Here is a 26,971-nt window from a genome sequence, read left to right as displayed (position 1 = left end):
TCACGTTGGAAATGTTTTATGTATCAGATTAATGCCCTTAACCCGAAACAAGAAGGGCATCAGGCTCGGAAACGATTTGGTCAAAACTTTTTACATGACCAACGTGTGATTGCAAAAATTGTGCGATCAGTAAGTCCACGTACAGGCGAAAATATTGTAGAAATTGGTCCCGGTTTAGCCGCATTAACATCGCCTTTAATTGGTGAGTGTGATGCATTAACTGTGATTGAACTTGACCGTGATTTGGCGGCAGGTTTACCGGGTCGAGTTCCGCACCCTGAACGCTTAACGATTATTGAAGCCGATGCTTTAAAGTTTGATTACACCACATTGTTTGAAGAAGGTCGCCCTTTACGTGTTGTGGGTAACTTGCCTTATAATATTTCTACACCTTTGCTTTTTCATCTTTTACAGTTCGGTGGAAAAGTAAAAGATATGCATTTTATGCTACAAAAAGAAGTGGTTGATCGTATTACAGCATCACCAAATACCAAAGAATATGGCCGTTTGTCTGTGATGATTCAATACTTTTGTAAGCCAACTTATCTATTTGAAGTTCCACCAGGATCATTTAATCCACCCCCAAAAGTGACTTCAGCTGTGTTTCGTTTAGAACCTTATGCAGATAAGCCAATTGTTGCTAAAAATGAAAAAGCCTTGGCGCGTTTGGTTTCACATGTATTTACACAACGCCGTAAGACTTTACGAAACAGCTTAAAAGGTATGTTGGCTGAAGATGGTTTTGAGAATACAGGTATCGATCCAATGGCTCGTCCTGAAACTTTAACGCTTGCTCAGTTTGTTGCTTTGTCGGATCAAATGGTGGCTTAAATGGCACGTGAAAACATTCGCACGAATATTCGTTATAACTATGTGATTGGTGATGTACAAGGTTGTTTTGAAGCACTGAAAGCATTATTGAAAGAAATTAAATTTGATCCTGATCAAGATTTTATTTGGTTTGCTGGTGATTTGGTTGCACGTGGTGAAAATTCAATTGGTGCATTACGTTTCATTAAGAAACTTGTAGATCGTGATGTTGCTGCAACCATTTTGGGAAATCATGACCTTAATTTGCTTGCATGCGCACGTGGCATTAAAAAGACCAAAGAGAAAGACAATACGCAAGATGTGATTGATGCGATTGATAGTGATGAGCTGATTGACTGGTTACGTAAGCAACCATTATGCCTTTTTCCAAATGAACACACGATTTTGACACATGCAGGTATTCCATCTATTTGGACTGCTGAGCAAGTTGCATCTTTTGCCCAAGAAGTCGAAGCAGTTTTAGCGAAAGATGATTTTGAAGTAGTAGATGCTTTTCTAAAAGAGATGTATGGTGCTGAACCTGATGTGTGGGCAGATGATTTAGAAGGAAATATTCGTTTACGCGTGATTACCAACTATTTAACCCGTATGCGCTTAACAGATGCTAAAGGTCGTCTTGAGTTTAGCTTCAAAGATGCTTTAGACGAGCCAATGCCAGTAGGTTTTCAACCTTGGTTTGAATATCCATCTAAGACGGCAGAAACGCATCAAATCATTTTTGGACATTGGGCAGCATTGCAGGGGAAAACCATTACACCGCGTATTCAAAATGTTGATGGTGGCTGTGTTTGGGGACATCAATTGATTGCTTATCGTTTGGAAGATCAAGTTTCTTTCAAAGTTGATAATCCTGTTTATTAAAATTTTGGATAAAGCCTCCTCTTGTGAAACAGTGTTTCTTATCCTGAGTTGGAAAAATAAAGAGGATATTCATCTTTATGCAAGATACTTATAAAGTCTGACCTTTAAAAAAGCCATCTAAAAGATGGCTTTTTTGTGATTAATTTCATGTAAATATAAATAAAAAAGGAGGCGAAAGAGCATTAAAGTTGATATTTTATCAAGTATAAAATCATTAGAACGATGATCATCACGTTATACAGCATTGGACAAAATAAGCATGCTAACACTAGAACAATTAAAAACGATTTACCCACTGATCGTAACCCCTAGCCACGATGGCAAGTTCTTTTTTAATTATGTTAATTCATTATTAAATTTTCAAAATACGGCAATGCAATTGGGTATGCCTGTTCAGTATTTATTGATGCAAGGCGAAAGTTTAATTACACGTGCACGAAATAATTGTGTTGCAAATTTTCTTGAAAATAAAGATTGGACACACTTATTTTGGGTAGATTCTGATATAGGTTTTACGCCTGAGGCAGCTTTGCGTTTATTGCAGTCAGATTATGATATTGCAGCAGGTGTCTATCCTTTGAAACGGGAAGATTGGCCGACTCAGGGCTTACCACAAGAGATGACTTATGAGCAATTTTTAGCAAATTTTCAAAGATATACGGTGAATGCTCGGAAAAGTGAAGGGCAAGAATCTCTGGATATTGTGATTCAAGAAGATGGCTTTATTGAAATGAGTGAAGCACCCACGGGCTTTATGGTGATTAAGCGCAATGTTTTTGAACGTATTATGCAACATTATCCTGAACTACAATATGTTCCTGATTCCGTAGGTATTGAAGATAAAGGCTTACATTATCGCTTTTTTGATGTGATGGTTGATCCTAAAACCAAGCGCTATTTATCCGAGGATTATGGTTTTTGTCGTTTATGGGAAGGCATGGGGGAGAAAATTTATATTGATGCTTTATCGAACCTAACCCATCAAGGTATGAAGATGTATTCGGGTAATTTTGCAAGCTCTTTACAGACGAATTTTGCCCAAGCTATTCCTGCGGAAAAGGGAATGAAAATGACTATAGCAGGGTTAAACCATTTGATTCAGTCTGAATAAAATCATTTTAAATGCGATGAATACTGACCGAATCTTTATGTATTCGTGCTGTTAGTATTCACGCATTGTTTTAATTAGAATATACCCAAAGACAAATCTTTATTCCACGCGTAACCATGTTTGGCTGCGACCCATTGCCGATACACCAACATAACCACGGAAATATAACTTTTTACCATTTGGACTAAGTTTACCTTTTAGACGATAAATTTTTCCAGCCACAGGATCTAAAATTCTGCCATCAGTATAACTCGTTTGATCTTCAGTTTTTAGTCCAGTAATAACCTGCATACCTAGAATTTGTTTATTGGTATATGGAGCAGGGCATCCTGTACAAATCTCTTTTGGTGTATAACCTGGGCGAGGTGTGATTCTTAAAACTTTCCCTGCGAAGCTACCATCAGGCTGTTGTTCAATTTTAACCAGTCCTTTGGGTTCGCCTGTTTTATCATCAATATAACGCCATGTTCCTGTAATGTCTTGCGCATAAAGCATACTACTTACGACGGATAAAGCCATTGCCCCAATAAAAATTCTAAAACGTTTCATAATAGTCCTAATCGTGTATTCAATGTGCTGTATGAAAATCCATTTATATTCATACACGGATAATTATAGCGATATAATTCACATTCCTTTTCTCATTTTATACCAGATTAAAGGTATAAAATAATCATTTTTTTAGCGTTAAGTTGATTATTTATATCATAAAATTATTCAATGCGAATCCAAGTTTGGCTACGCCCCAGCATCGCAATTCCGATATAACCACGAAGCTGTAGACGTTTACCATTTGTGCTTAATTTTGCCTTTAAGCTATAAATTTTACCGCTATTGGGATCTAGGATTTTCCCATCGGCATAGTCATTTCCTTCCACATGTTTAAGCCCTGTAATGGCTTGTATCCCAATAATCGGTTTGTTGGTATATGGAGCAGGGCAGTCAGAGCAAATTTCTTTAGGGTGGTAGCCCATACGCGGTGTCACTTTAACAATGGTGCCCGTATAGACTCCATTTTTATCTCTTTTTAATTCGACTTGACCTTTGGGTGCACCTGTTTTGTCATCGACACTTTGCCATAAGCCCGAAATATCTTGCGCATGTATTGCAGTGCCTAAACTGAATAGTAAACAGGTATAAATGAGTTTGATTTTATTTTTCATATTGCTACCTTTTTCATTTTCTTAATGAATCACTCATCCTGACTGCTTATTGATGAGCTGAATATTTTTAGTCATGGGTATGATTGGATGTTTTAATTATTTGAAGCTTTATCGTAAATTGTTTATTTAATGATGAAAATGAGCTTACACAGTTGAGTAAGCACCATTTTAGATTTTTACTGATTGGATTGCCTTGTTTAAGAATTCATCCATGAATTCTTATTTAGTCACGAATCCACGTTTGGCTACGACCTAAAGCAGAAATACCGACATAACCGCGCATGGTGAGTCGTTTACCACTTGCACTGAGCTTGGCTTTCATAGAGTAAATTTTACCCGTTAGAGGATCGATAATTTTGCCACCCGTATATTCATCATTTTGCACGAAGGTTAAACCCTTAAGCACATCCATCCCTAAAATAGGCTTATTGGTATAAGGTGCAGGACAATCTATACAGACTTCTTTCGGTGTATATCCTGGGCGTGGTGTCACTTTAATGATTTTTCCAGTATAGGTGCCATTCGCTTCTTTACGAATTTCAATCAAAGCTTTAGAAGCACCTGTTTTATCATCAATATTTTTCCACGTTCCAGAAATATCTTGAGCGAAAGCTCCTGTGCAAAAAGTAGAAAATAATGCTGCAAATATAAACTTATTTCGTCCCATGCTTTCGTCCCTAGCTCGAGTGCCTGAAGTAAGATTTATATTAAGATGAATAATTACTCAATGCAATCATGTGAAAAGTGAAATAAATCACATTTACTTAATGAATAGTATAAAAGTTGGCAACCATATTGCAGTAAAGACTGCATTCACTGCCATGCCAAAGGCAGCATAACGTCCAGCAACAGCTCCACGTTGCCATGCTTGAGCAGTACCAATCGCATGAGCAGCTAAGCCCAAAGCAAGCCCAGATGCACGTTCATCGTTAATATTACGTAAAATAATCGATGAAAATGCTGCCCCAATCACACCAGATAAAATCACGATCAGAATGACAAGCGTGACTGGTGAGTGCAATAAGGTCGCAATGTTAATGGCAATCGGCGTTGTTACCGCACGTGTTGCAAAAGCCATAATGGTTGGCTCAGACATATGTAGTAAATAAGCAAGACTCATGGGTAATGCAACTGCGCTAATACTGGCAAAGACCAAGATGCCAACAATAGATTTAAGCGGTAAATCATCATAACGCATTGATGCTAAGGGAATCGCCAAAGCAACTGTGGCATAACCCAATAGATGACTGAAAATACTACTCATTTGTGAATTGTATTGTTCATAAGGAATTTTGAATAGAAACAATAAACCAATCACAAAAAACATCGCAATCACAAGTAGTGGGACTTGTGGGAATTTTTTATTGACAGGTTTTGCTGCGAGATATGCAATTAAGGTCAGTAGGAAACCAATAAGAATACTAAACATGATAATCTCCTATAACCATTTCTTTGCCATTTTGGCGTAAATCCAAAGTGGAATCAGTGTGCTCGCAAACATCACCATTAAAAAGAGTGGAATTTCTTTGCCCATACTGACCAGCATGATTAAAGAGCCTGCACAGACTGGAAGAAAAGCAAAACCGCTTTCTTTCATGAGTTTATTATTGGTATCCACAAGACGAGATGGAATTTTATGAATTTTCCGCCATAGAATAAGAATGAACAATAAGCTGAGTAGCCCAGTGAGGTTACCCAATTCAGGATGATTGAATTGCGCCATCAGCCATACGGAACCTTCTCTGAAAAAAATAATCAGGGCCAGTGTGAAAAACCATGCCTGCCAATCTATTTGCTTTAAATAATCCATTTCTATTCTATCTAGGTTTTTTTAACGTTAATAATCACGTTTTAACCGATCTCAGGTTTAATTTCAAACTCTTCGAGTTTACGTTCAAATATTTTTGCTTTTTTCCCTAAGATTTCATCTATAGGTAAATGTGCTTGTTTAATCAACTGTTCAAGTTTATGAGGCGCAATATTGACACGTAAATTCAAATTGCCTTCATCATCATAACTTTCAGATTGAATCACATTTAAAGCGTAAAGCTGTGTGCGTAATTTTCCATATTCAGGTTTAAGCACGACATCAAAGCTTTGAATGTGTCCCATCAAACATTCTTGAACTGCCTGACGTAAGAGTCCTAAGCCTTGTTTTGAATGGGCAGAGACATAGACACGATCAGGAAGATGTGGTTTGGCATAAATAATTTTGGCATCTTCACCCGATTGGTCAATCTTGTTATATACCCGCAAGATTGGTACATCGACACCAATTTCTTTCAATACTTTTTCTACTGCTTCTATTTGTTCCAACATATCAGGACTGCTTGAGTCGATTACATGAAGGAGTAAGGTCGCTTCCAGTGTTTCCTCAAGGGTTGCTTTAAACGATTCCACTAAAGCATGTGCAAGATTACGCACAAATCCGACAGTATCCGCAAGGACTAATGCACCAATCCCATCCCAATTTAAGCGACGTAGAGTTGGATCTAAGGTTGCAAACAGTTGGTCAGCCGCATAGACATCAGAATTGGCTAAAATATTAAATAACGTGGATTTTCCAGCATTGGTATAACCTACAAGGGATACCGTTGGAATAGCCGCTTTTTGTCGAGCAGCACGACCTTGAATACGAGTTTGGCGAACTTTTTCAAGTTTATCTTTTAATTGTCCAATACGAATACGAAGTAAGCGACGATCTGTTTCGAGTTGTGTTTCACCAGGGCCACGTAAACCAATCCCGCCTTTTTGGCTGTCTAAACTGATACCACTACCCACTAAGCGCGAGGATAAGTGATCTAATTGCGCCAGTTCAACTTGTAGTTTACCTTCATGGGTACGTGCGCGTTGGGCAAAAATATCCAAAATAAGGCGTGTACGATCAATCACTCGACATTGAATAACTCTTTCTAAATTTCGCTCTTGAGAAGGGCTGAGTGCGTGATCAAAGATTACTAAATCTGCTTCTAAGGCTTGCACGAGTTCGGCAATTTCTTCTGCTTTACCAGAGCCGACAAAATATTTAGCATCAGGTTTGACGCGTTGAGCATGAATATGTTCAAGAATTTCAGCACCTGCCGATTTTGCTAGTAGGCGAAACTCCTCTTCATCAAGATTTTCCAATATGTTGACAGATACACTGACTAAAACAGCGCGTTCACCACCTTGGCGTTGCTCAAAATCTTCCACAGATACTTAGACTCTTTCATTTATTCTAAGCATCATTCTAATGTAAATCTGTCTTGGAGTGAGAAATGCAGGTTAAAGAATTGCAATAAAAAATTTAGACAATAAAATTAAGCTACCACAATATAAAATGATATAACCTAAAATCTTGTTTATACGAACTTTACTTTGAAATTGATTGAAAAGTTTAAACGATTTAGCCATCTGCATATGAAAGCCTCAGGTTTATTTTGAACTTAGATTCACATAGTATGTAAAAGTGATGAAGATGAAAAATAGGATTTAGTTATCTTATTGTTCGGTTTTTATGATCAATGCAACTTCTTGTATATCTGTATACAATAGACATCTTGTATCGGTATTCATCATCTTCTTTTTATTTTTTCCTAATAGAAGAAATGACAAGTCTTTATGCCAGAATCCGAATATCATTTAAATATAATTTATGAAAAGTCTCTGTTTTAGTGAATTTCTATGACTCAAAAACAATCTACAGCAAAGTCTAAATCAAAATCTAAACTCAGTGGTTTAGCTAAGTTTTTTTTATATAGTAAAAAATTAGCAACAGGAATCACTGTTGTTTCAGAAGGTTTTTATTTGGTTTATCGCTACCAATTGTATAAAGATCCTAATAATCCGAAAAATACACGTTATGTACAGTATTTCTGTCGCCGTTTATGTGATGTATTTAACGTAGATGTAACTTTGCATGGTGATATGCCAAGACAACCTGCACTTTGGGTCAGTAACCATATTTCATGGTTGGATATTGCAGTTTTAGGTTCTGGTGCACGAGTATTTTTCCTTGGAAAAGCTGAAATAGAGAATTGGCCCATTTTTGGTAAATTAGCCAAAGGTGGTGGAACTTTATTTATTAAGCGTGGTTCAGGTGATTCAGTTCGAATCCGTGAACAAATCACAGAATTCTTAAAAAAAGATGTACCTGTATTATTTTTTCCTGAAGCAACCACAACGGATGGTACCAAGGTTAAGAAAGTACATGGGCGTATTTTAGGTGCGGCAATTGAAGCGCAAAAACCCGTACAAATTTGCTTGATTTGTTATGTCAATAAACAAGGACTTTTAGATACCGTTGCTCCCTTTATTGGTGAAACGACTTTTGCTGAGCATGTACAAGCTGTTTTAGAAATGCCAAAAGTGACCGCACATTTAAAAACACTTCCTGCAATTTCTGTGGAAGGGCATACCATTGAAACATTGACCAAACAAGTGCAACTCGAAATGCAGAAAGGTTTGGAAGATTTACAACACGAAGTATTAAAAAATACAGGCTGAACGTTAATCGATAAATCATAGAAAAGACCCTATAGGTGAAAGCCGATTGGGTCTTTTTTATGATCTAATTTTAAATATTAGGTATCTTGTATAAAGCCTATTCAAAATTACATAAAGCCTTCAATCGGCAACCATGAAATAAATTTCACACCTGCTTTTTGCCACCATTTCATTTTAGGTTCTTTGGTCAAGGTCACAGTACCTTTTGGTGTTTCACGTTGCCAATTAATTTTCTGTTCTGATGTTAGTACCAATTTATAAGCATAATTTTTTAAATTGGCATCCATAGTTTTATGAACAGCTGTGGCAAGGGGTGGGCTATTAATAATCACTCCAATTTCGGTATTTAAATTTGCAGACCTTGGGTCAAAATTAAACGAACCAATAAAGACTTGTTTATCATCCAAAGCCATCAGTTTGGCATGCAAGCTCGAACGACTCAGACCTTTCAAGCTGACTTTTGCCTTTTTCGCCAATTCCTTATTGGTCGGATTATCTATATCAGGGAGGGCAGGTAAGAACTCATACAGTTGAACGCCATCTTTAAGTAAGTCTTTACGATATTTCGCATAAAAAGCATGTACAAGTGCAACATCATTGGCTTTGAATGAGTTGGTGAGTACACGAACTTCAACACCTTCTTTGGCCAATTCACTCAGTTTGATTTCACCTTTTTTCTGTGGAACGAAATAAGCTGAAATCAAATCAACATTGTGCTGTGGTTTCTCTAAATGTCTTACCATCTGGAAGTTGAGATGCTGTTCTTTTTTAGCTTTGTCTTTAATTTTATCTGGTGAATCTTTTACAACTTCAGCTTTTACCCAATCCAATTGAATATGATGACTTAACCAATTATCAAAATCGTTCGATCGATTGGTGAGGTCTAAATAATTTTGTACTGTGGCTTCTTCATAATGTTGAGTCAGTTGTTCTTTTAGACTTTCATAACGTAAGGTATATTGTTGCGGATTAACAATTCGACCAACTGGATAGGCGTAGTTATTGTTCCAGTATTCATCGAATGAGTGAGTAATATCATCAACAGCTTGTCCAACCAACATCACATCAACATCTGAAAATTGATAATTATCACTAATATTATAATATTGGTTACTCATATTTCGACCACCAATCAATGCGATTTGGTTGTCTGCTGTAAAAGTTTTATTATGCATTCGACGATTGATGCGTTTTAAATCTAAGACCATATCGACTGGACGGATTCGTCTAAAGCGATATGGATTGAATAATTTAACTTCAATATTAGCATGTTGATCTAGAGCCAAATAAACAGCTTCCATAGATTTCGCATTATTATCATCAATCAGTAAGCGAACTTTTACGCCACGATCTGCGGCTTGAATAATTTTATACAGGGCAATAGATCCAATCTTGTCATTATCCCAAATATAATATTGTAAATCTAAGGTTTTTTCTGCTTTATCAATTAGATGTATTCTTGCGGCAATAGCTTCTAATGGATCATAAAGAACGTGATAACCCGTTAGCTCTGGATTTTGGGCTTTGAGAGGCGTAATAATTTTGGCTAAATCTGTTTCAGACGTATCAATATCATATGCATATTCGGGCGTAATAATACCTTGTTTAGGCAACGTGCTACACGCAGGCAAACCCAATACCAAACATGAACTTAATAAGAATATGTGTTTAGCCGACAAGTTCCGTTTGTTATCCAATTGCTGTAATTGAATAGGTGTATTGATTGTTTGTGCCATAATGCTTTCAAAGAATTTACAGTACTAGAGTATAATTGCCATTACTGAAAAGATAAATAAAGACGCGATGGGTGCAATGCACTCTTGAGATTTCATATGTGGACAACTGATTCAATTATTTTGTACTTTTATATTAGCTTTATCGTACTGGCGATATGGGGAATTGCACAAGCATGGATGAGTCAAGCCAGAACTGAAACGATTCATCCATTCAAATCTTTTGTTCATTTATTGGCATTTTATCTTTCTTATCTATTGTTTCCATTATTCTTTTTTAGTGCGTATGCAGGCTGGGTTGGGGCTTACTCAACACAACAAAGTGTGTTCTTATTCTTGCTCAGTAGCTTGCTGATTTATGCTCGGTTTATAGAGCCACATACGGTACATGTTCGTACATTAAATTACAAATTAAGCCCAGATGAGCAAACGTTTAAAACGCCTGTTCGTATCGCATTGATTGCAGATTTACACATCGGCTTATTTTCAGGGCATGAGCGTCAACTCAAAACTATCGTAAAAAAGATTAATCAACAAAATCCAGATTGTGTAGTTGTTGCAGGAGATTGGACCTATGAACCTGAAAATAAGTTGGTACAAGAGTTAGCAATACTCAAAGAAATTAAAGCACCTGTATATTCTGTGAATGGTAACCATGATGAGCAATATCCTGGACCGCCTATTCAAGCATTATTAGCTGAAGCACTCGAAACCAACAATGTGATGGATATTGAAGGCAAGATTGTTGAATTTGATGAGTTTCGTTTGTTAGGCGTGGGGGATTTATGGGCAGGTAAAACAGATATGCGTTATATGCCTGATTTACCGCAAGATAAACCGTGGCTGATACTGTCTCACAATCCTGATACTGTGGATATGGTCCCCAATTTACCGACTCATCCTTTAATGCTCTCAGGACATACGCATGGTGGGCAAGTTGAATTGCCTTGGTTGACCAGTTATGTCATGAAGAAAGTTTCAATTTTAGGGCATAAAAAGGGTTTATATCACCATGAAAATGCTGATGTTTTTGTGAGTGTTGGGACGGGAATGGTTGGCGTACCATTTCGTTTTAGAGTGCCACCGACCATTGATATGATTGAGTTGTCTTAAAATTAAATCATCTTAAAATAGAAGATTAGATGTTCCATATGCGTTTAAATAATTTTGATTGTTCTTTTCATCACTACGAATTTTAGAAGCCTCATACAACAAGATTATTCTTGGGCATAAAAAAACCAGCAAAGGGCATGCTGGTTTTTTTATACATAATTTATGAAGAATACTTCATTAAATTTGATTGTTTACATCATCATTCTTCGTTTCACGAATAGCTAAGAATGCCAAAAGTGATAAAATTGATGCTGCTGTCAGGTAATAACCGACTGCATATAAACCATAGGTTGTTGCAAGTTTCGTTGCAATCAATGGCGCAAATGAAGCACCAAAAATACCTGCAAGGTTAAAAGTTAAAGCTGAACCTGTATAGCGTACTGAAGTTGGGAAAATTTCAGACAATACAGTACCAATTGGACCATAGGTCATTCCCATCAATGCCAAACCTGTGCAAAGAAAAAGGAAAACCATCACTGTACTGCCAGACTCCAGCATATTCGCGAAGACTAAACCGAACAATGCACAGCCTATGCAGACACCAATAGATGTTGCTCTGCGACCAAATTTCTCAGCAAAAACGGCAGAAAGCGGAATGAAAGCAGCAAAGCATAATGTTGCAACCAATTGCATTTCTAAGAATTCAGTACGTGAATAACCGAGTTTTGTTGTACCCCAATTGAGAGCGAAAACAGTGGTTAGGTAGAACACAACAAATGTGCAGATAGCAGCAATTGTACCTAGAACTAACATACCTGTATGTTTAGTCAAAACCTCTGTAAACGGAATGTTCACTTCTTTTTGCTTATTCAGAACTTTTTGGAATGCAGGCGTTTCATGCAATTGCAGACGAATCCATAAACCGACAATCACCAATATTGCACTTGCAATAAATGGAATGCGCCAGCCCCATTGCATAAAGTCTGCTTCAGACATAAATGCACCAAGGGTTAGAAATGAACCTGTTGCAAGGATGAAGCCGATTGGCGCACCCAATTGCGGGAACATACCATACCAAGCACGTTTACCTTCTGGCGCATTTTCAGTTGCCAAAAGAACAGCACCACTCCATTCGCCACCAAGACCTAAACCTTGACCCAAACGGCAGAGTGCAAGCAAGAGCGGAGCAGCTAAACCAATTTGATGATACGTTGGAAGTAGACCGATACAAACAGTTGAAATACCCATCGTCAGTAAGGCTGCGACAAGGGTCGCTTTACGACCAATACGATCGCCCAAATGTCCGAATAATGCTGCACCAATCGGACGCGCAATAAAGGCAATTGCAAAAGTCGCTAAAGATTGAATGACAGCAGTAGTTGGATCTGTACTTGCAGGGAAAAACAAATGCGGGAAAATGAGAACCGCCGCAGTTGCATAAATATAAAAATCAAAGAATTCGATTGTTGTTCCGACAAGACTTGCGAAAAGAACGCGTGCTTTTGAGTTTGTCTGAACTTCAGTTGGAGCAGTAGATGATGACGCCATGGAGGACCTTACACTTTGTAAAAATAAAAATAGTTTTTAAAGCGTAATTTTTTTAAAAAAGGCGTAATTTTTTAAAAAAACAACGGGATTAACCCAAATGTACTCGATCAGGGTCACTGAAATTTGAGATCTTTAGGATTAAATGACGTAAAGATAGATGGCTAAGAATTGTAATCCAGCGCCTATCAATACAAAAAAATGCCAAATGGCATGCGTATATCTTACTCTTTTTAAGGCATAAAACAATGCCCCAACGGTGTAGGCCAAGCCACCAATAACTAAAAGTTTTAAACATTCAGGTTTTAGAAAACGTTGCATATCATCAATTACAAGCACAGCAAGCCATCCCATCGTGAGATATGCAATAAGAGAAATTTTCTGAAAGCGATGAATGAATACTAACTTGAATAGTGTACCAATTAGCGCGATGACCCAGAGTGCAATTAACAGGTAATGTGCTTTTGGTGTTGGAATTGCAATGGCGAGAAAAGGGGTGTAAGTGCCTGCAATTAAATAATAGATGGCCGTATGATCGAGTTTTTTATACCAATGACGCTTCTCTTCATCAACAGCAAAGTGATAAATTGCTGAGCTTGAAAAGAGCAGAATCATACTCAATCCATAAACACACAGCCCAAAGAATTGCCAGAAAGGTAAGTAACTTCCTTTAATCAGCATTAAAATGGTTGCAATCAACGCCAAAACAGCGCCAAATGCATGACTCAGTGCATTAATTCGTTCTTCTTGTGCCGCGTAGGTGTGGATCAGCTTTGAAGTCATCAGAATTTTATTTTCTTAAAAATACACTTGTATAGTAATGAAATTTTACCTTTAAAGTAAGACGTTTTAAAATCTATTGTTTATTTATTCGAGTTTTAGTTTATGTCTCAATCTGTTTCTCCCTCAGTTCAGGAACAACAATTTTTGCAAGCAGTTCAGCAAGCGATTGAAACAAAAAACTTTGACCGTCTGATACTCAGTCAATATAAGGGTGAACTAACTTATTTAGAAAAAATGATTTTTAAAATTGTTTTATTACAAGAGCAAACAGTTTTAAGTTGCATCTATAAATATAAAACACAAGATGTCACAAAAAACTATCCATTAGCGGAAGCCATGACGCAGATTGAAACGCTACTTGAAGATTGTAAACAGGCAAACTTATTCACAACCACAGAAGAAATACAGCTGAAAAAAAATAAAAAGAAAGCCATGTTGACACATAGTAAAGTGAAATCAGAGCATCAAGGCGATCGTCCTACTCAAGCACATGATCGGGAAAAGCACCGTTATGTTGATCAAAACAGTTATTTTTTACAGCCCCTCGGAATTACGGATACAAAAGCACAGATTATTCCAAGCATGGCACGTAAGTGGAAACAAATTAATAAATTTGTAGAAATTTTTGCAGGTGCTCTAGAGCAAATTAAAATCAAAGATCAGACTGTGCGCGTAGTCGATTTTGGTTCAGGCAAAGGCTATCTCACTTTTGCTTTATATGATTATTTGGCGAAGCAACAGCAGACTCCATTTGTCACAGGTGTCGAGTTAAATCCTAAAATGGTAGAATTCTGTCAGGATGTTGCACAACAGTCAGAATTCACTCAGTTGGATTTCTTTCAAGGCGATGTTCGCACGTACCAACCTGAGCATTTAGATGTGATGATTGCATTACATGCGTGTGATGTTGCAACTGATTTTGCGATTCATACGGGTATTCGTTTAAATGCATCCATGATTATGTGTGCGCCGTGCTGCCATAAAGAGTTGCGTCCACAAATGAAAAGCCCATCGGTTTTACAGCCGATGTTGCAATTTGGTATTCATGCAGGGCAACAAGCTGAAATGCTGACAGATACGATTCGTGCTTTATTATTAAAAGCCTATGGTTACGAAACCAAAGTTTTTGAATTTGTCGCACTCGAACATACCAGTAAAAATAAAATGATTTTGGCAACCAAGCGTAAAGATTATGATCAGCCAGATCAAGCCGTTCTAGAACAGATCAAAGCTTTAAAAGAGATGTATGCCATTCAAAAACATTCTTTAGAGTTACTTTTGAATGATCAGTGGGATCAACAAGGAATTGGTTCTAAGTGTTAGTTTAAATATGCTAACTTTCAGCGAACAAAGTGGTTTTTAACCGCTTTATTCGCCTAAGCATAAAAATATAGATCATCTTATTTTATTATTCAGCTGCATCCACTTCAGAGTCAGATGAGTCTGACAATTGTTTGGCAACACTTGATGGAAAGTAATTTTCATCATCCAACTCAGGTACTAAATTCTGCCCTTGTTTATGAATTAAAATACTGCTGTTAAATTTTTGTCTTGGCGCTGCCTTAATTGTTTTTGTTCCCCAAGCAATGACTGTTGCAAGACTTTTTGCTTTTTCAGTTTCATTTAAATTTTCAGGCTTTTGAATTGTATCCCAATCAATTTTTGGCACTTGGCACACCATTGGAAATTCATAACTGGCTTCATTGGCTTGAATGACTTTGTCTGTTAGTTTGCAGGTTGACATGATTTTATTTTGTACTTGCTGTTGTTGTTCAAATACAGGGCCGATAATTTTCATGTCTTCAGCACCAAATTGCTCCTCCATCAATTGCTTTATTCTTTCAGGGGCTGACATGATGGGTTGACCACTTTGTTCAGCATTCTTTTTAATTTGTGCTTCGGACGTTCCCGATATCGCTGCAGCAAATTTAATGCCTGAATCATTGGAAGGCTGAGAGAACAATTGGATGGTCAGTTCAGCTACTTTTTGAGCTCTACTTTTTTCAACTTGATCTGCATGAGCAAAATTTGAAGACACTAAACATGCTGTGCTGAGCAGGGTGAGTGAAAGTGTTTTTAATTTCATAGGTGTGCTACGTCTTATTAATGATGAATATTGTTCTAAAATAACGCTAACATATTTTTTAAATTTTAACGATATGCTTTGATCATATCTTGGAATACTTAAAAATTTATTCGCTGAATAGGATGGATTGAGAGGCTGAGAAAGAATATTTATTGAATTTAGATAGCAGTTTTTTTGATATGAATGATGTGACCTTTGACTGTTATTGCATGTAAAAATGCAACATCAATCATTTGAATAATACTCAAATCATTTATGATGAAGAGCTTAAAATGCATTTTAGGAAGGATTTTGAAATATGTCGCAATTTATAATTCGTTCAGGTTCTTGGGATGTGCTCGAACATGATGCAAGAAAAATTCGAGAGTCTGTTTTTATCCAAGAACAACAAATTTCTTCTAAAGATGAATGGGATGATCAAGATCCAATTGCAGTGCATTTCGTTGTTGATGATCAAGGACACGCAATCGCAACAGCTAGACTTTTACAAAATAATAGTATTGGCCGCGTTGCTGTTTTAAAAGGATATCGTGGTCAAGGCATTGGGCGATTACTGATGCTTGAAATCATTCAATTCGCTAAAAATGAGCATCGAGAATTTTTAAAGCTGTCCTCTCAAGTACATGCAATTCCGTTTTATGCAGGTTTAGGTTTTAATGTTGAAGGGGATGAATACTTAGATTGTGGTATTCCACATATTGATATGCGAATGCCTCTTTAATAAGCATCTTAGAGAGATAAAGAACTTCTTTATTTTTCTTCGCTAAAAAGAAATAAAAGGCTTTAGACAAAGAAGTCGATTGAATCAAATGATGTATGATTTAGATGAATAATCATCAAAATTTTGTATAAGAGAAAGAGTTAAGATATGCAAATCAGTATAAAAACACCACTTATTGAATCTGTAGTGTTGAGTCAAATCACAGGCTCTGAAGTTTGGCTGAAAATGGAAGCTTTACAACCATCAGGCTCATTTAAACTTCGTGGGATTGCACATGCATGTCAAAAGCATATTGCGCAAGGTGCTCAACGTTTTATTTGTTCATCGGGTGGTAATGCAGGATTAGCTGTTGCTTATACAGGACGAAAACTACAAGTTCCTGTCATTGTTGTGGTGCCGAAAACAACTTCTGAACGAGCGAAACTACTCATTGCTCAGCAAGGTGCAGACGTTATTGTGCATGGCGATTCGTGGTTTGAAGCCAATGATTTAGCGCTATCTATGTTACAAGAACATGATCAGTTTATTCATCCTTTTGATGATGCACTGTTATGGGAAGGCATTTCGATCATGATTGATGAAGTGATTGAAAAGGGTATAAAACCTGATGCAGTTGTTTTATCTGTCGGTGGTGGGAGTTTACTTTCAGGTGTTGCTTTAGGTTTGGCACGCCATCAATTAAAAGATGTTCCAATTTACGCCGTTGAAACCGATGGAACAGCTTCTTTACATGCATCTATGCTTGCAAAAGCACATGTTGCTTTGGACAAAACTACAGGTATTGCCACTACATTGGCAGCCAATAAAGTGTGTAGTAATGCATTTCAAGTTTCTCAACATGCGAATGTGAAAAGTGTTGTCGTATCAGATCAAGATACAGTAAATGCGTGTTTAAACTTTTTAGATGATCATCGTATTTTAGTTGAACCTGCTTGTGGTGCATCACTTTCTATTGCTTATGATCAAAAAGTTCACTTTAAGCCAACAGATAAAGTTCTTGTGATTGTATGTGGTGGTTCAGGAACGACTTTAGATGTATTACAAGGTTATACCTTCGATTGATGCTTTTATAAAAGCACTCAAATATAAGAATACTAAAATAGTTTAATCGGATTGATATAACCTTAGTCAGCTATTGAATATCTTTAAGGATGATCACAAGATTTACATTTTGTGATCATTCGTCAATTGCACTGCTCAGGACACATGCTAAATTAAACATGACATCTTTTATAATGACCTAAAGCAATGAAAAAAATAATAGGCTTAGGATTTATCTTATTTTTAGGATTTTCTCCTCTCATCGTGAATGCTTCAGATTCAATCCAAGATGCGAGCCTTAAAGCTGAAGATCAGCCGGCTTATGATCCTTTGACACAAGCTCGAATACGCATTTATGGTCAAAATGGAAAGAAAATCTATATTCAAGATTCATTTGATTGCGCAGGTAAGAAAAAGGGGATTCGAACATATGCAAGCAGCATTGGTGGTTGGAATGCTTTTAAAAGCTATGCACGATGGAGCTTTAATCATTCATTAGGAATGCCTAAAACTGCTATTCAAAAGCAGGTTTTAACCAATACATTTCAAACCTATTTATTGGTGTCATTTAAAGAGCTTGCTGTAGCTGCGAATCAACCTGTGAACTTACATGGTGTTGTTTTGAGTGCGAAAGACTCAGCCCGAACTCAGGCAGATGTGATTCAGGAATGTGAAAATATCGTCGCTTCATTTAGCCCCAAAGTTGGGCATGCTTATGAAGTTTTAGGCAGTTATGATAATAATCAATGTCATTTTAAAATATATGATCTCGCATCGAATGAATTGGTAACACATTCAGATCAAGCCTATATCTGTCCTAAAAAATCATGGACATTATTTGGAAAGGATGGTGAATAATGAAAAGACAATTGGCTTTAATATTACTCTGTTGCCCATCATTCACTTTTGCATCTTATGTAAATAGTTGCTTATTAACAGGAGTCGTACTTAAACCAACCTCGACCATGATGATGTCGTTCACTTCACCAGAAGGGGAAAGGGAGGCCAGTAAGTTAAGCGTCAAATTACAAATTCAAAAAGCAGAAAAACATGGTCGAGCAGACAGTGGCTGTGATGGTTTTAAAGGAAAAACACTTGATATTCAGATTGATCAGCCACCATTGATAAGTTTGAAAAAAGGGCAAATGATTAAAATTCAAAGTATGCTGAAAGATGCTTTTCCTCAACAAGGTTATCGCCAAAGTTATACCTTGATCTTGCCTAAGTAATATTACAGATCATATTGAGAGTTTAAAGTTAATCAGTTTATGTATATCTAAGTCATTAAGAAAGCTTATTTAGAGAATAAAGATGATAAAAAATAGAACATTGATTAAGACTGTGCTTTTTGATTTAGACCAAACTCTTTTAGATCGCACAACATCGCTGGCTAAATTTTTAGATTGGCAGATTAATTTTTTTAATCTCGTCTCATCGAACAACAAAGATATTTTTAAACAAAGATTTATCGAGTTAGATCGTAATGGTACGGTTTGGAAAGATATTGTCTATCAACAATTGATTAATGAGTTTAAGTTAAATCAATCGGTTGATGTTTTGCTAGATAGCTATATCACAGATTTTAATAAATTTTCGACTGCATTTGATGGTGTTGAATTAGCGATTAAAGATTTATACACAAGCGGTTATACATTAGGGTTAATTTCAAATGGTAAGACACCATTTCAAGAAAATAATTTTAATGCATTGGGGTTGACTAAATTTTTTAAATGTATTTGGGTTTCTGATGCCGTGAATATTAGAAAGCCTGATCCTGAAATTTTTAAACTTGCTTGTCAGCAACTGAATTCAAAGCCTGAGCATTGTATATTTATTGGGGATAATGAAATTGCGGATATACAAGGGGCTAAAAATGTAGAAATGAAAACTATTTTTTTCAATCCAGATTTAAATATTGAATCAAATCTAGCCGATGCTAATTTGCATCATTTTTGTGATTTAACAACTATAATTTCAAAGTTGTAGGGTGTTCCAAATGAGGTTGAAAGAGAAACAGCCTTAGGCGATTTCTCTTTTCCAATCTTGGATTGCTTTAGCACCTGTTTCTAAACCAACTTGATAGGTGTACTGCAATTTACGCTTATCTTTACATAAACGACCTGCCAGTTTTTTATCATCAGGTGGACAAACTTCTAGAATTCGTTGCTGTGATTCAAAATTGGTATTTTGACGAACAAAATCCACAGCATCATTATAACGAGAACAACGATTTTTGAGACTCGATGCAAAACCTGAATTGTGGTGAACAACGTGTTTTGCTAAAAACTCATCTACTTTGGAGCTGGCTTTAAAGTAGTTATGATGACGTGTACGAATCACCAATAAGTTTTTAACATCATATTGTTGTGCTGCCCACTTCACAGGCAAAGCATCAGCAACGCCGCCATCAAAATAAGGTTCACCCATAATTTCGACAGCTTTACGGGTTAAAACAGGAATAGAACTTGAAGCACGTAATCCTTCAATAATCGTGTCTTTACCTGCGCGTAAATACTCAGCATAACCTGTACGGGCATGCGTCAAGACCATGTAGAAATCAGGGTTTCGTGCAAATAAAGCCTGTTGATTGAGTGGGTTTTCTTGTTCAACAATGTCCCACATCCATTTCATATCCAATAAGTCACCGCCTTTTAAAAAGCGACCATAGCGAATGAATTCAGGACGAAGAGAGTGATCTAAATAGAGCTCGATATTTCGACCCATTTGACCTGCTAAATAATTCGCGACATTGGTTGAACCCGATGAAACGCCAACATAAAGGTCAAAAGGATTAAAGTTTTGTTGTAAGAAAGCATCAAGTACGCCGCAGGTAAAAGCCCCACGCATACCACCACCTTCCACAACAAGTGCACTAAGTGATGTTGTCATGATTTAAAACTGATTTTTTAATGTGAGTGTTCAGTATTTGAAGCGTGATTTTGCATATGTTTCATTTCTTCATCAGACATTTGCATGTGTTCATCTGCCGGCATTGGTGCAGTTGTGGCATCTGATTTCATATCATGCTGCATAGCGCCTGCTTGGCGTTTTTGGCTTGGCATGTAATCAGGTTCATTTGATACCGCTAAATAGAAAAAACCAAGAAAGAAACAACTAAGAATAACGGCAATGATGAGGGCTTTCCAACCCCAAGGAGATTTTTCAGGAGAAGACATATCGTTCATGAGCGGATTCCAAAGTGTGAGAATCAAAAATCAAATTCTGTTATAGCATAATTGGCGATGGAAATACTCCGAAATGATGTAAATGGCTTACTTTTATGAAAGCTTTTTACGCACACTAAAAGTAGATTAAGCGTATTCAAATCATCAAAAATAACGGAATTAGTGGCATATTTTTACTTCAATGGTTTGATTTGTATCGTGTTCAAAAGCAAAGGTGATGAATCATGTTTTTCAACAGGCTTATTTTCTACGTCGTTTTAGACTGTGTAGGTAGGATCGGCTTTATTGAGTATTCTACGAAAATTCAAGAAATAAAAAAGAGGTCATAAGACCTCTTTTTTATAGAGAAAAATTAATCAATTTTTCCGCTAGCTGCTTTATCTTTTAGCATTTGTGGTGCTTTAAAGCGCTCACCATATTTTGCTTCAAGTGCATTGGCACGAGTCAGTGCTTTGCTTAAACCATATTGGTTTAAGAACTGAATTGCGCCACCTGTCCAAGGTGCAAAACCAATACCGAAAATTGAACCAATATTGGCATCAATCACAGATTCCAAAACATTTTCTTCGTAGCAACGTAAAGTATCTAGAGCTTGAACAAACAAGAAGCGGTCAATCATTTCTTGTTCTGAAATATCAACATCTTTTTTCCAATGGCTTAAGCCATCCCACAAGTGCTTTTTGCCACCTTCAGGATAATCATAGAAACCTGCACCCGCAGCTTTACCTTTACGGTCAAACTTATGGATCATGGTTTCAATCACTTCATCTGCACCTGAATGCGCTAAGTCTTTACCTTCAGCTTTTAATGCTTTACGTGTTTCACTTGCGACGTGTTCAGTTAAGGTTAAAGAAACTTCATCTTGAATCGCTAAAGGACCGACAGGCATACCAGCTTTAAGTGCTGCCATTTCAATCTTAGCAGGATGAACACCTTCAGAAAGTAAACGTAAACCTTCTTGGATAAATGTACCAAAGACACGGCTGGTAAAGAAACCACGGCTATCATTCACAACAATTGGCGTTTTACCAATTTGCTGAACATAGTCATAGGCTTTTGCTAAAGTTTCAGCAGATGTATTTTCACCTTTAATAATTTCAACTAAAGGCATTTTATCGACTGGGCTAAAGAAATGCAGACCAATGAATTTTTGATCATCACGACTTGCTTTTGCTAAACCTGTAATGGGTAAAGTCGAAGTGTTTGACGCAAAAATTCCACTCTCTACTAAGAATGCTTCAGCTTCTTGAGTGACTTTTGCTTTGAGTTCTTGGTTCTCAAATACAGCTTCAATAATCAGGTCGCAACCTTTTAAATCTTCAGGGTTTGCTGTTGCTGTAATCAGACTTAAAATTTGATTGCGCTTTTCAGCAGTCATACGGCCTTGAGATACTTTTTTATCCAGTATTTTTTGGCTATATGTTTTGCCTTTTTCTGCATTTTCAGCAGATACATCTTTTAGTACAACCGCAATACCTTTAGCAGCACTCGAGTAGGCAATACCAGCACCCATCATACCAGCACCTAAAATACCCACTTTGGTTGCTTGCCATTTTGCAATACCATTAGGACGACTTGCACCTGCTTTAATTGCATTCAGACCATGCCAGAATGTTCCGATCATGTTCTTCGCAACTTGACCTGTCGCTATTTTAGTAAAGTAGCGTGATTCAATACGAAGTGCGGTATCGACATCAACTTGCGCACCTTCAGCCGCCGCAGCCATAATCGCTTCAGGCGCAGGGTAGCAACCTTTGGTCTTATCACGAAGCATTGCAGGAGCAATCGCAAGGACTTGAGCAACAGCCGGTGTTCTTGGATCCCCACCTGGAATTTTGTAACCTTTCACATCAAAGGGTTGCTGTGATTTAGGATTTGCTTTTACCCAAGCAATGGCTTTGTCCATCAGTTCTTGTTCAGAATCGGCAGTATCTTGAACCAAACCTAAAGATTTTGCTTTATCTACACCAAACTGCTTACCTTCCATAAGGAACGGGAATGCATTTTGTAAACCAAGCAGGCGCACCATGCGAACGATACCACCGCCACCAGGAAGCAGACCTAAAGTTACTTCAGGTAAACCAAATTTGGTTTTAGGATCATTCAAAGCAATACGGTAATGACAACCGAGTGCGATTTCCCAACCACCACCTAGCGCTGTACCATTTAATGCAGCAATAACTGGAACACCTAAAGTTTCGATATAACGTAACTCGTGCTTCATTTTTTCAACGACGTTGAAAAACTCAGTTGCATCTTCGGGACGCGCTTTAATTAACTCGTCTAAATCACCGCCAGCAAAAAAAGTTTTCTTCGCAGAACGGAAAATAATACCCGCAATAGACGTTTCAGATTTTAATTTGGAAACAATATTTTCCAAAGCAACCTGAAAGTCTGCATTCATGGTGTTTGCAGATTGATTTGGTGAATCTAAAGTCAGAATAACAATACCATCAGCATTTTTTTCATATTGAATTGCGCTCATTATTATTCTCCTTATACCAGCTCAATAATGGTGGCAATACCCATGCCACCACCAACACACAATGTTGCTAAACCACGTTTTTTACCTTGACGTTCTAATTCATCAAGGAGTGTGCCTAAAATCATGGCACCAGTCGCACCCAATGGATGACCCATTGCAATTGCACCACCGTTCACATTGACTTTTTCAGCAGGAACATTAAGTTCTTTCATGAAGCGCATCACCACAGAAGCAAATGCTTCATTCACTTCGAACAAATCAATATCATCAATGGTTAAGCCCGCTTTAGCCAATGCTTTACGTGCAGCAGGTGCAGGACCCGTTAACATAATCGTTGGATCTGTACCCACCAATGCTGTTGCTAAAATTTTAGCGCGCGGTTTTAAACCTTGTTCTTTCACTGCTTTTTCAGATGCAATGAGAACCACAGCAGCACCATCAACAATACCTGATGAGTTTCCTGCATGGTGAACGTGATTAATTTTTTGAGCTTCTGGATATTTCTGTAATGCGATCGCATCAAAGCCCATCGCACCCATCATTTCAAAACTTGCATTTAGTTTGGCTAAGCCTTCTGCTGTAGTTGTAGGCTTAATGAATTCATCTTTGTCTAAAATGGTAACGCCTGCGCCATCTTTAATGGTCACAACAGACTTATCAAAATAACCATTGGCTTGAGCTGCTGCTGCTTTCTTCTGTGAGTTCGCAGCAAAAGCATCAACATCAGCACGGCTATAACCATCTAAAGTTGCAATTAAATCTGCCCCAATACCTTGTGGCACAAAATTTGATTTTAAATTGGTTTCAGGGTCAAGTGCCCAAGGACCACCATCTGAACCCATTGCAATACGTGACATAGACTCTACGCCACCTGCAACCACAACATCTTCCCAACCTGAACGAACTTTTTGTGCTGCCATATTCACGGCTTCTAAACCAGAGGCACAGAAACGGTTAATTTGCACACCTGCAACATCATCATTCCAACCCGCTGCAATCGCAGCTGTTTTCGCTATATCACCACCTTGGTCAGCAATTGGAGTTACGCAACCTAATACAATATCATCCACTTTAGATGTGTCTAAATGATGGCGTTGTTGTAATTCATTTAATAAGGTTGTGAGTAGAGTAATAGGTTTCACTTCATAGAGTGAACCATCTTTTTTTCCTTTTCCGCGTGGTGTGCGAATGGCGTCAATGATGTATGCCTCGCTCATAGTTGTTCCTTTTTTATCACGTTAATTTTTTATGGTGTTTTGAGTGTAATCAATAAATATAAGAGTGCAATGACGAGAACGAATCAGGTCATTGATGTTTTTGGTCAATTAAAAATTCAAGCACTTAAATCACCGATCAAAAAAAAGCCCAAGGTCTACTTGGGCTGGGAAGAACTGTAAATTTAGTACCAGAACAGAATTAAAAATTAATGATAACCATGCAGTTGACGATATAAACCGGGTGTTACGCCTGTCCATTTTTTAAATGCACGATGGAACGTACTGGTTTCACTAAAGCCCACTTGCTGTGCAACATCCTCTAATGTTAAACCAGGATTTAACAGTAAATGAATCGCTGCATCACGACGTAAAGCATCTTTTACGCCTTGATAGCTTTTACCTTCCGCTGCCAAACGACGACGTAAGGTTTGTGGAGATAAATACAGCATAGATGCAACATCATTTAGTGTTGGCATTTCTTCACCAATTTGACTCTTGAGTACTTCACGAATACGTGAGGTAAGAGAATTGGTGTTTTTAAATTTAACCAAAAGCTGAGCAGGTGCTGCTTTTAGAAATTCCTCTAAAGATGCAGCATCTTGGCGAATCGGTAAGTCTAAATAATCTGCTGCAAACGTAATTTCAGTGCGTTGCGTATCAAACTGCATGACAGGTGCAAAGAACAATGCATCATATTCATCTGCATGGTTCGGGCGTGGATAACCAAAATGAACGCGTTCAAGTGGAATACGACGCTCAATTAACCACGATGCAAGACCATGCCAAATCATCAGCATACTTTCAGTAATGAAGTGATCGGGATCGAGTGTTTTCGGAATGAGCGGGACAAGGCGAGCTTCGTGTTTATCACGCTCAACTGCTACCGCCCATTCATCACCAAACAGTTTATAAAACTGAGAGGATAATTCGAGTGCTTCACCCAGTGTTTTTGCATGAATGATCAATTGACACATGATGGCAAAAGAGCCTAAACGCCGAGGTTGAATATCAAATCCAACATGTTCGTCTTGAGTCACCATCCATAGCATTCTAATAAAACGAGTGTACTGTTCAGGTGAAATACGGGCTTTGGGCTGGCGCAGTAGCTCAGCTTCAATGCCGACGTGCGAAAGCAAAGTTTCGACATCCATACCAAGGCGTTTAACCCCAGTCAGTGCCGCATTGACAAAATGGATACTAATCGTATCGCGACTCATGTTAAATCCTTCAGTCTCTTTGATGTTCACTAATACTTGACCTAAATGACGCTATAAAATGTTTAATTGGCGATTTACAACAGAGTAAATTACCTTTTTACATGTTAAATTGCCGAAATGATCAAGGTAAATGGCTGAACATGACATTGTTTTGTTCATTTTATATTTCTAATATGGGTCAAAAATCAACATAATATTGGTAAAAACAATTATGACAGCAGCTTTGAAGGGATTGAAAGTACTCGACTTTTCAACATTATTACCGGGTCCATTTGCTACTTTATACCTTGCAGATCTAGGTGCAGAAGTGATCCATATCGAATCACCAACCCGTCCAGACCTCGTGCGTTTACTGCCTCCTTATGCCAATGGGCAAGCAACATCGCATAGTTATTTAAATCGTAATAAGCAGTCAATTGCTTTGGATTTGAAAGATCCGCAAAGCATTGAATTGATCAAACAGAAAATTTCTGAATTTGATATTGTAGTTGAACAATTCCGTCCAGATGTGATGCGCCGTTTAGGTTTGGATTATCAAACTTTGGCAGAAATTAATCCAAAGTTAATTTATTGCTCAATTACTGGTTATGGGCAGACAGGAAGTTATAAAGATAAGGCAGGGCATGATATTAACTATATCGCCTTGTCAGGTATTGCAGGGCATAGCGGTCGTCAAGACAGTGGTCCACCACCAATGGGTATTCAAATTGCGGATGTGGCAGGTGGTTCATTACATGCAGTGATCGGTATTTTAACAGCTGTTGTTGAGCGTCAACGCAGTGGTTTAGGACAATACATTGATATTTCAATGACCGATTGTGCGGTCGCTTTAAATAACATGGCGGCATCTGCAAGTTTGGCAGGTGGGCAAAAACAGCATGTAGAAAGCGAGCATTTAAATGGCGGAACATTCTATGACTACTATGAAACGCAGGATGGTCGTTATTTATCGATTGGTAGCTTAGAACCACAATTTATGACGGGATTAGCCACTGTTTTAGAACTTCCAATTTTATTAGAAAAAGGGGCTTCTTTTGATCTTGATGATCGTAAAAATGTGAAACAAGCTTTGCGTGAGAAAATTAAGACCCAGAGCTTAGCGGAGTGGCAAAAAGTATTCTCTACTTTGGATGTTTGTGTTGAACCTGTGCTTAAATTAGATGAAGCACTCGATTCGTCTTTGGCAAAACAAAGACAGTGGGTGGTTGAAGTGCCATTAAATGTAAACTCAGATCAAACTGAACCGCAGTTGGCTTGCCCAATTAAATTCTCTCGTTCAGTGGCTGAATATCAGTATATTGGCCAGGGCTTAGGTGATGGGAAATGGTAGCTTAAGGGCGTGATCACACTTTATTTTTAGGTTACAAAACAAACCATAAAGTAACAGTTCGTATAAATTGTTACACAAATAATCAGCGTAACCTTTATGTACTAACAAGAATACATAAAGGTTA

27 protein-coding genes are annotated in these 26,971 nt (G+C 37.6%); 12 read left to right on the top strand and 15 right to left on the bottom strand.

Going from position 1 to position 26,971, the window contains the following annotated elements:
• Positions 1 to 18 precede the first annotated feature (18 nt).
• The 3 genes from rsmA (at position 19) to B9T35_RS15930 (ending at position 2,803) form a co-directional block, all read left to right on the top strand.
• On the top strand, positions 19 to 831 hold the full coding sequence (gene rsmA, locus B9T35_RS15940; protein WP_086192083.1) for a 16S rRNA (adenine(1518)-N(6)/adenine(1519)-N(6))-dimethyltransferase RsmA: 813 nt from the start codon (positions 19 to 21) through the stop codon (positions 829 to 831).
• Complete coding sequence (locus tag B9T35_RS15935) at positions 832 to 1,692, top strand: symmetrical bis(5'-nucleosyl)-tetraphosphatase (RefSeq protein ID WP_086192082.1); 861 nt, start codon at positions 832 to 834, stop codon at positions 1,690 to 1,692.
• A 259-nt stretch (positions 1,693 to 1,951) separates the two neighbouring features.
• Positions 1,952 to 2,803 (top strand): hypothetical protein, encoded by an 852-nt coding sequence (locus tag B9T35_RS15930; RefSeq protein ID WP_086192081.1) that lies wholly within the window; start codon positions 1,952 to 1,954, stop codon positions 2,801 to 2,803.
• A gap of 99 nt (positions 2,804 to 2,902) precedes the next feature.
• Here B9T35_RS15930 and B9T35_RS15925 read toward each other — a convergent pair whose 3' ends face one another.
• From B9T35_RS15925 to hflX, 6 genes are all read right to left on the bottom strand, one after another.
• Entirely contained in the window at positions 2,903 to 3,352 is a 450-nt protein-coding gene (locus B9T35_RS15925) for a DUF2147 domain-containing protein (protein WP_086192080.1), read from the bottom strand.
• Between the two features lie 164 nt (positions 3,353 to 3,516).
• The gene (locus B9T35_RS15920; protein ID WP_086192079.1) at positions 3,517 to 3,966 is read right to left on the bottom strand and encodes a DUF2147 domain-containing protein; all 450 of its coding nucleotides are present in this window, start codon (positions 3,964 to 3,966) and stop codon (positions 3,517 to 3,519) included.
• A gap of 223 nt (positions 3,967 to 4,189) precedes the next feature.
• Positions 4,190 to 4,633: a DUF2147 domain-containing protein gene (locus B9T35_RS15915; RefSeq protein ID WP_086192078.1), complete on the bottom strand. Its 444-nt coding sequence runs from the start codon at positions 4,631 to 4,633 to the stop codon at positions 4,190 to 4,192.
• A gap of 93 nt (positions 4,634 to 4,726) precedes the next feature.
• On the bottom strand, positions 4,727 to 5,395 hold the full coding sequence (locus B9T35_RS15910) for an LrgB family protein (protein ID WP_086192077.1): 669 nt from the start codon (positions 5,393 to 5,395) through the stop codon (positions 4,727 to 4,729).
• 9 nt (positions 5,396 to 5,404) lie between these two features.
• On the bottom strand, positions 5,405 to 5,776 hold the full coding sequence (locus tag B9T35_RS15905; protein ID WP_086192076.1) for a hypothetical protein: 372 nt from the start codon (positions 5,774 to 5,776) through the stop codon (positions 5,405 to 5,407).
• Between the two features lie 41 nt (positions 5,777 to 5,817).
• Positions 5,818 to 7,158 (bottom strand): ribosome rescue GTPase HflX, encoded by a 1,341-nt coding sequence (gene hflX / locus B9T35_RS15900; RefSeq protein ID WP_086192075.1) that lies wholly within the window; start codon positions 7,156 to 7,158, stop codon positions 5,818 to 5,820.
• A gap of 471 nt (positions 7,159 to 7,629) precedes the next feature.
• On the opposite strand from hflX, the gene B9T35_RS15895 reads away from it, so the two are divergent.
• Entirely contained in the window at positions 7,630 to 8,451 is an 822-nt protein-coding gene (locus tag B9T35_RS15895) for a lysophospholipid acyltransferase family protein (RefSeq protein WP_086192074.1), read from the top strand.
• A gap of 107 nt (positions 8,452 to 8,558) precedes the next feature.
• On the opposite strand, the gene B9T35_RS15890 is transcribed toward B9T35_RS15895, so the two are convergent.
• Positions 8,559 to 10,130: a phospholipase D family protein gene (locus B9T35_RS15890; protein ID WP_416202456.1), complete on the bottom strand. Its 1,572-nt coding sequence runs from the start codon at positions 10,128 to 10,130 to the stop codon at positions 8,559 to 8,561.
• A 153-nt stretch (positions 10,131 to 10,283) separates the two neighbouring features.
• Between B9T35_RS15890 and B9T35_RS15885 the strand changes: the two genes are divergently transcribed.
• A complete protein-coding gene (locus B9T35_RS15885) occupies positions 10,284 to 11,297 on the top strand; it encodes a metallophosphoesterase (RefSeq protein ID WP_086192072.1) in 1,014 nt (337 codons plus the stop codon).
• Between the two features lie 177 nt (positions 11,298 to 11,474).
• Here the strand turns inward: B9T35_RS15885 and B9T35_RS15880 are convergent, their stop codons facing one another.
• Positions 11,475 to 12,785, bottom strand: coding sequence for an MFS transporter (locus B9T35_RS15880; RefSeq protein ID WP_086192071.1), 1,311 nt, complete (start codon positions 12,783 to 12,785; stop codon positions 11,475 to 11,477).
• Between the two features lie 138 nt (positions 12,786 to 12,923).
• Entirely contained in the window at positions 12,924 to 13,565 is a 642-nt protein-coding gene (trhA, locus tag B9T35_RS15875; protein ID WP_139842047.1) for a PAQR family membrane homeostasis protein TrhA, read from the bottom strand.
• A 102-nt stretch (positions 13,566 to 13,667) separates the two neighbouring features.
• Here trhA and B9T35_RS15870 point away from each other — a divergent pair, with 102 nt between their 5' ends.
• Positions 13,668 to 14,888 carry a class I SAM-dependent methyltransferase gene (locus tag B9T35_RS15870; RefSeq protein WP_086192069.1) on the top strand — a complete coding sequence of 407 codons (1,221 nt, stop codon included), beginning with the start codon at positions 13,668 to 13,670 and terminating at the stop codon, positions 14,886 to 14,888.
• An 85-nt stretch (positions 14,889 to 14,973) separates the two neighbouring features.
• Here the strand turns inward: B9T35_RS15870 and B9T35_RS15865 are convergent, their stop codons facing one another.
• Positions 14,974 to 15,651: a hypothetical protein gene (locus B9T35_RS15865; protein WP_086192068.1), complete on the bottom strand. Its 678-nt coding sequence runs from the start codon at positions 15,649 to 15,651 to the stop codon at positions 14,974 to 14,976.
• A 298-nt stretch (positions 15,652 to 15,949) separates the two neighbouring features.
• On the opposite strand from B9T35_RS15865, the gene B9T35_RS15860 reads away from it, so the two are divergent.
• The 5 genes from B9T35_RS15860 to B9T35_RS15840 all read left to right on the top strand — a co-directional run bounded on the left by B9T35_RS15860 (position 15,950) and on the right by B9T35_RS15840 (position 19,399).
• Positions 15,950 to 16,372, top strand: coding sequence for a GNAT family N-acetyltransferase (locus B9T35_RS15860; protein WP_086192067.1), 423 nt, complete (start codon positions 15,950 to 15,952; stop codon positions 16,370 to 16,372).
• Between the two features lie 147 nt (positions 16,373 to 16,519).
• A complete protein-coding gene (locus B9T35_RS15855) occupies positions 16,520 to 17,434 on the top strand; it encodes a pyridoxal-phosphate dependent enzyme (protein WP_086192066.1) in 915 nt (304 codons plus the stop codon).
• A gap of 186 nt (positions 17,435 to 17,620) precedes the next feature.
• Positions 17,621 to 18,271: a hypothetical protein gene (locus tag B9T35_RS15850; RefSeq protein ID WP_228147169.1), complete on the top strand. Its 651-nt coding sequence runs from the start codon at positions 17,621 to 17,623 to the stop codon at positions 18,269 to 18,271.
• Positions 18,271 to 18,642, top strand: a complete 372-nt coding sequence (locus tag B9T35_RS15845) for a hypothetical protein (RefSeq protein WP_086192065.1) — start codon at positions 18,271 to 18,273, stop codon at positions 18,640 to 18,642. The genes B9T35_RS15850 and B9T35_RS15845 overlap by 1 nt, the downstream gene beginning before the upstream one ends.
• Before the next feature lie 82 nt (positions 18,643 to 18,724).
• The gene (locus B9T35_RS15840) at positions 18,725 to 19,399 is read left to right on the top strand and encodes an HAD family hydrolase (protein ID WP_086192064.1); all 675 of its coding nucleotides are present in this window, start codon (positions 18,725 to 18,727) and stop codon (positions 19,397 to 19,399) included.
• Positions 19,400 to 19,432: 33 nt separating this feature from the next.
• On the opposite strand, the gene B9T35_RS15835 is transcribed toward B9T35_RS15840, so the two are convergent.
• From B9T35_RS15835 to B9T35_RS15815, 5 genes are all read right to left on the bottom strand, one after another.
• On the bottom strand, positions 19,433 to 20,302 hold the full coding sequence (locus B9T35_RS15835) for a patatin-like phospholipase family protein (protein ID WP_086192063.1): 870 nt from the start codon (positions 20,300 to 20,302) through the stop codon (positions 19,433 to 19,435).
• A 17-nt stretch (positions 20,303 to 20,319) separates the two neighbouring features.
• Positions 20,320 to 20,598 carry a hypothetical protein gene (locus B9T35_RS15830; RefSeq protein ID WP_086192062.1) on the bottom strand — a complete coding sequence of 93 codons (279 nt, stop codon included), beginning with the start codon at positions 20,596 to 20,598 and terminating at the stop codon, positions 20,320 to 20,322.
• Between the two features lie 352 nt (positions 20,599 to 20,950).
• Positions 20,951 to 23,083, bottom strand: a complete 2,133-nt coding sequence (locus tag B9T35_RS15825) for a 3-hydroxyacyl-CoA dehydrogenase NAD-binding domain-containing protein (protein ID WP_086192061.1) — start codon at positions 23,081 to 23,083, stop codon at positions 20,951 to 20,953.
• An 11-nt stretch (positions 23,084 to 23,094) separates the two neighbouring features.
• Positions 23,095 to 24,300, bottom strand: a complete 1,206-nt coding sequence (locus B9T35_RS15820; RefSeq protein WP_086192060.1) for an acetyl-CoA C-acetyltransferase — start codon at positions 24,298 to 24,300, stop codon at positions 23,095 to 23,097.
• A gap of 206 nt (positions 24,301 to 24,506) precedes the next feature.
• Positions 24,507 to 25,517: an AraC family transcriptional regulator gene (locus tag B9T35_RS15815; RefSeq protein WP_086192059.1), complete on the bottom strand. Its 1,011-nt coding sequence runs from the start codon at positions 25,515 to 25,517 to the stop codon at positions 24,507 to 24,509.
• Between the two features lie 211 nt (positions 25,518 to 25,728).
• On the opposite strand from B9T35_RS15815, the gene B9T35_RS15810 reads away from it, so the two are divergent.
• The gene (locus B9T35_RS15810) at positions 25,729 to 26,847 is read left to right on the top strand and encodes a CaiB/BaiF CoA transferase family protein (RefSeq protein ID WP_086192058.1); all 1,119 of its coding nucleotides are present in this window, start codon (positions 25,729 to 25,731) and stop codon (positions 26,845 to 26,847) included.
• The last annotated feature ends 124 nt before the right edge of the window (positions 26,848 to 26,971 follow it).

Origin of the sequence: Acinetobacter sp. ANC 3832, assembly GCF_002135415.1 — a bacterium.
Taxonomy (GTDB): domain Bacteria; phylum Pseudomonadota; class Gammaproteobacteria; order Pseudomonadales; family Moraxellaceae; genus Acinetobacter.
This window is presented reverse-complemented; position numbering and strand designations above follow the sequence as displayed.

Excerpts from the sequence above, each read along its gene's own strand:
- rsmA (WP_086192083.1), top strand. The coding sequence starts at position 19 with ATGTATCAGATTAATGCCCTTAACCCGAAACAAGAAGGGCATCAGGCT.
- B9T35_RS15935 (WP_086192082.1), top strand. The coding sequence starts at position 832 with ATGGCACGTGAAAACATTCGCACGAATATTCGTTATAACTATGTGATT.
- B9T35_RS15930 (WP_086192081.1), top strand. The coding sequence starts at position 1,952 with ATGCTAACACTAGAACAATTAAAAACGATTTACCCACTGATCGTAACC.
- B9T35_RS15925 (WP_086192080.1), bottom strand. The coding sequence starts at position 3,352 with ATGAAACGTTTTAGAATTTTTATTGGGGCAATGGCTTTATCCGTCGTA.
- B9T35_RS15920 (WP_086192079.1), bottom strand. The coding sequence starts at position 3,966 with ATGAAAAATAAAATCAAACTCATTTATACCTGTTTACTATTCAGTTTA.
- B9T35_RS15915 (WP_086192078.1), bottom strand. The coding sequence starts at position 4,633 with ATGGGACGAAATAAGTTTATATTTGCAGCATTATTTTCTACTTTTTGC.
- B9T35_RS15910 (WP_086192077.1), bottom strand. The coding sequence starts at position 5,395 with ATGTTTAGTATTCTTATTGGTTTCCTACTGACCTTAATTGCATATCTC.
- B9T35_RS15905 (WP_086192076.1), bottom strand. The coding sequence starts at position 5,776 with ATGGATTATTTAAAGCAAATAGATTGGCAGGCATGGTTTTTCACACTG.
- B9T35_RS15895 (WP_086192074.1), top strand. The coding sequence starts at position 7,630 with ATGACTCAAAAACAATCTACAGCAAAGTCTAAATCAAAATCTAAACTC.
- B9T35_RS15885 (WP_086192072.1), top strand. The coding sequence starts at position 10,284 with ATGTGGACAACTGATTCAATTATTTTGTACTTTTATATTAGCTTTATC.
- B9T35_RS15880 (WP_086192071.1), bottom strand. The coding sequence starts at position 12,785 with ATGGCGTCATCATCTACTGCTCCAACTGAAGTTCAGACAAACTCAAAA.
- trhA (WP_139842047.1), bottom strand. The coding sequence starts at position 13,565 with ATGACTTCAAAGCTGATCCACACCTACGCGGCACAAGAAGAACGAATT.
- B9T35_RS15870 (WP_086192069.1), top strand. The coding sequence starts at position 13,668 with ATGTCTCAATCTGTTTCTCCCTCAGTTCAGGAACAACAATTTTTGCAA.
- B9T35_RS15865 (WP_086192068.1), bottom strand. The coding sequence starts at position 15,651 with ATGAAATTAAAAACACTTTCACTCACCCTGCTCAGCACAGCATGTTTA.
- B9T35_RS15860 (WP_086192067.1), top strand. The coding sequence starts at position 15,950 with ATGTCGCAATTTATAATTCGTTCAGGTTCTTGGGATGTGCTCGAACAT.
- B9T35_RS15855 (WP_086192066.1), top strand. The coding sequence starts at position 16,520 with ATGCAAATCAGTATAAAAACACCACTTATTGAATCTGTAGTGTTGAGT.
- B9T35_RS15850 (WP_228147169.1), top strand. The coding sequence starts at position 17,621 with ATGAAAAAAATAATAGGCTTAGGATTTATCTTATTTTTAGGATTTTCT.
- B9T35_RS15845 (WP_086192065.1), top strand. The coding sequence starts at position 18,271 with ATGAAAAGACAATTGGCTTTAATATTACTCTGTTGCCCATCATTCACT.
- B9T35_RS15840 (WP_086192064.1), top strand. The coding sequence starts at position 18,725 with ATGATAAAAAATAGAACATTGATTAAGACTGTGCTTTTTGATTTAGAC.
- B9T35_RS15835 (WP_086192063.1), bottom strand. The coding sequence starts at position 20,302 with ATGACAACATCACTTAGTGCACTTGTTGTGGAAGGTGGTGGTATGCGT.
- B9T35_RS15830 (WP_086192062.1), bottom strand. The coding sequence starts at position 20,598 with ATGAACGATATGTCTTCTCCTGAAAAATCTCCTTGGGGTTGGAAAGCC.
- B9T35_RS15825 (WP_086192061.1), bottom strand. The coding sequence starts at position 23,083 with ATGAGCGCAATTCAATATGAAAAAAATGCTGATGGTATTGTTATTCTG.
- B9T35_RS15820 (WP_086192060.1), bottom strand. The coding sequence starts at position 24,300 with ATGAGCGAGGCATACATCATTGACGCCATTCGCACACCACGCGGAAAA.
- B9T35_RS15815 (WP_086192059.1), bottom strand. The coding sequence starts at position 25,517 with ATGAGTCGCGATACGATTAGTATCCATTTTGTCAATGCGGCACTGACT.
- B9T35_RS15810 (WP_086192058.1), top strand. The coding sequence starts at position 25,729 with ATGACAGCAGCTTTGAAGGGATTGAAAGTACTCGACTTTTCAACATTA.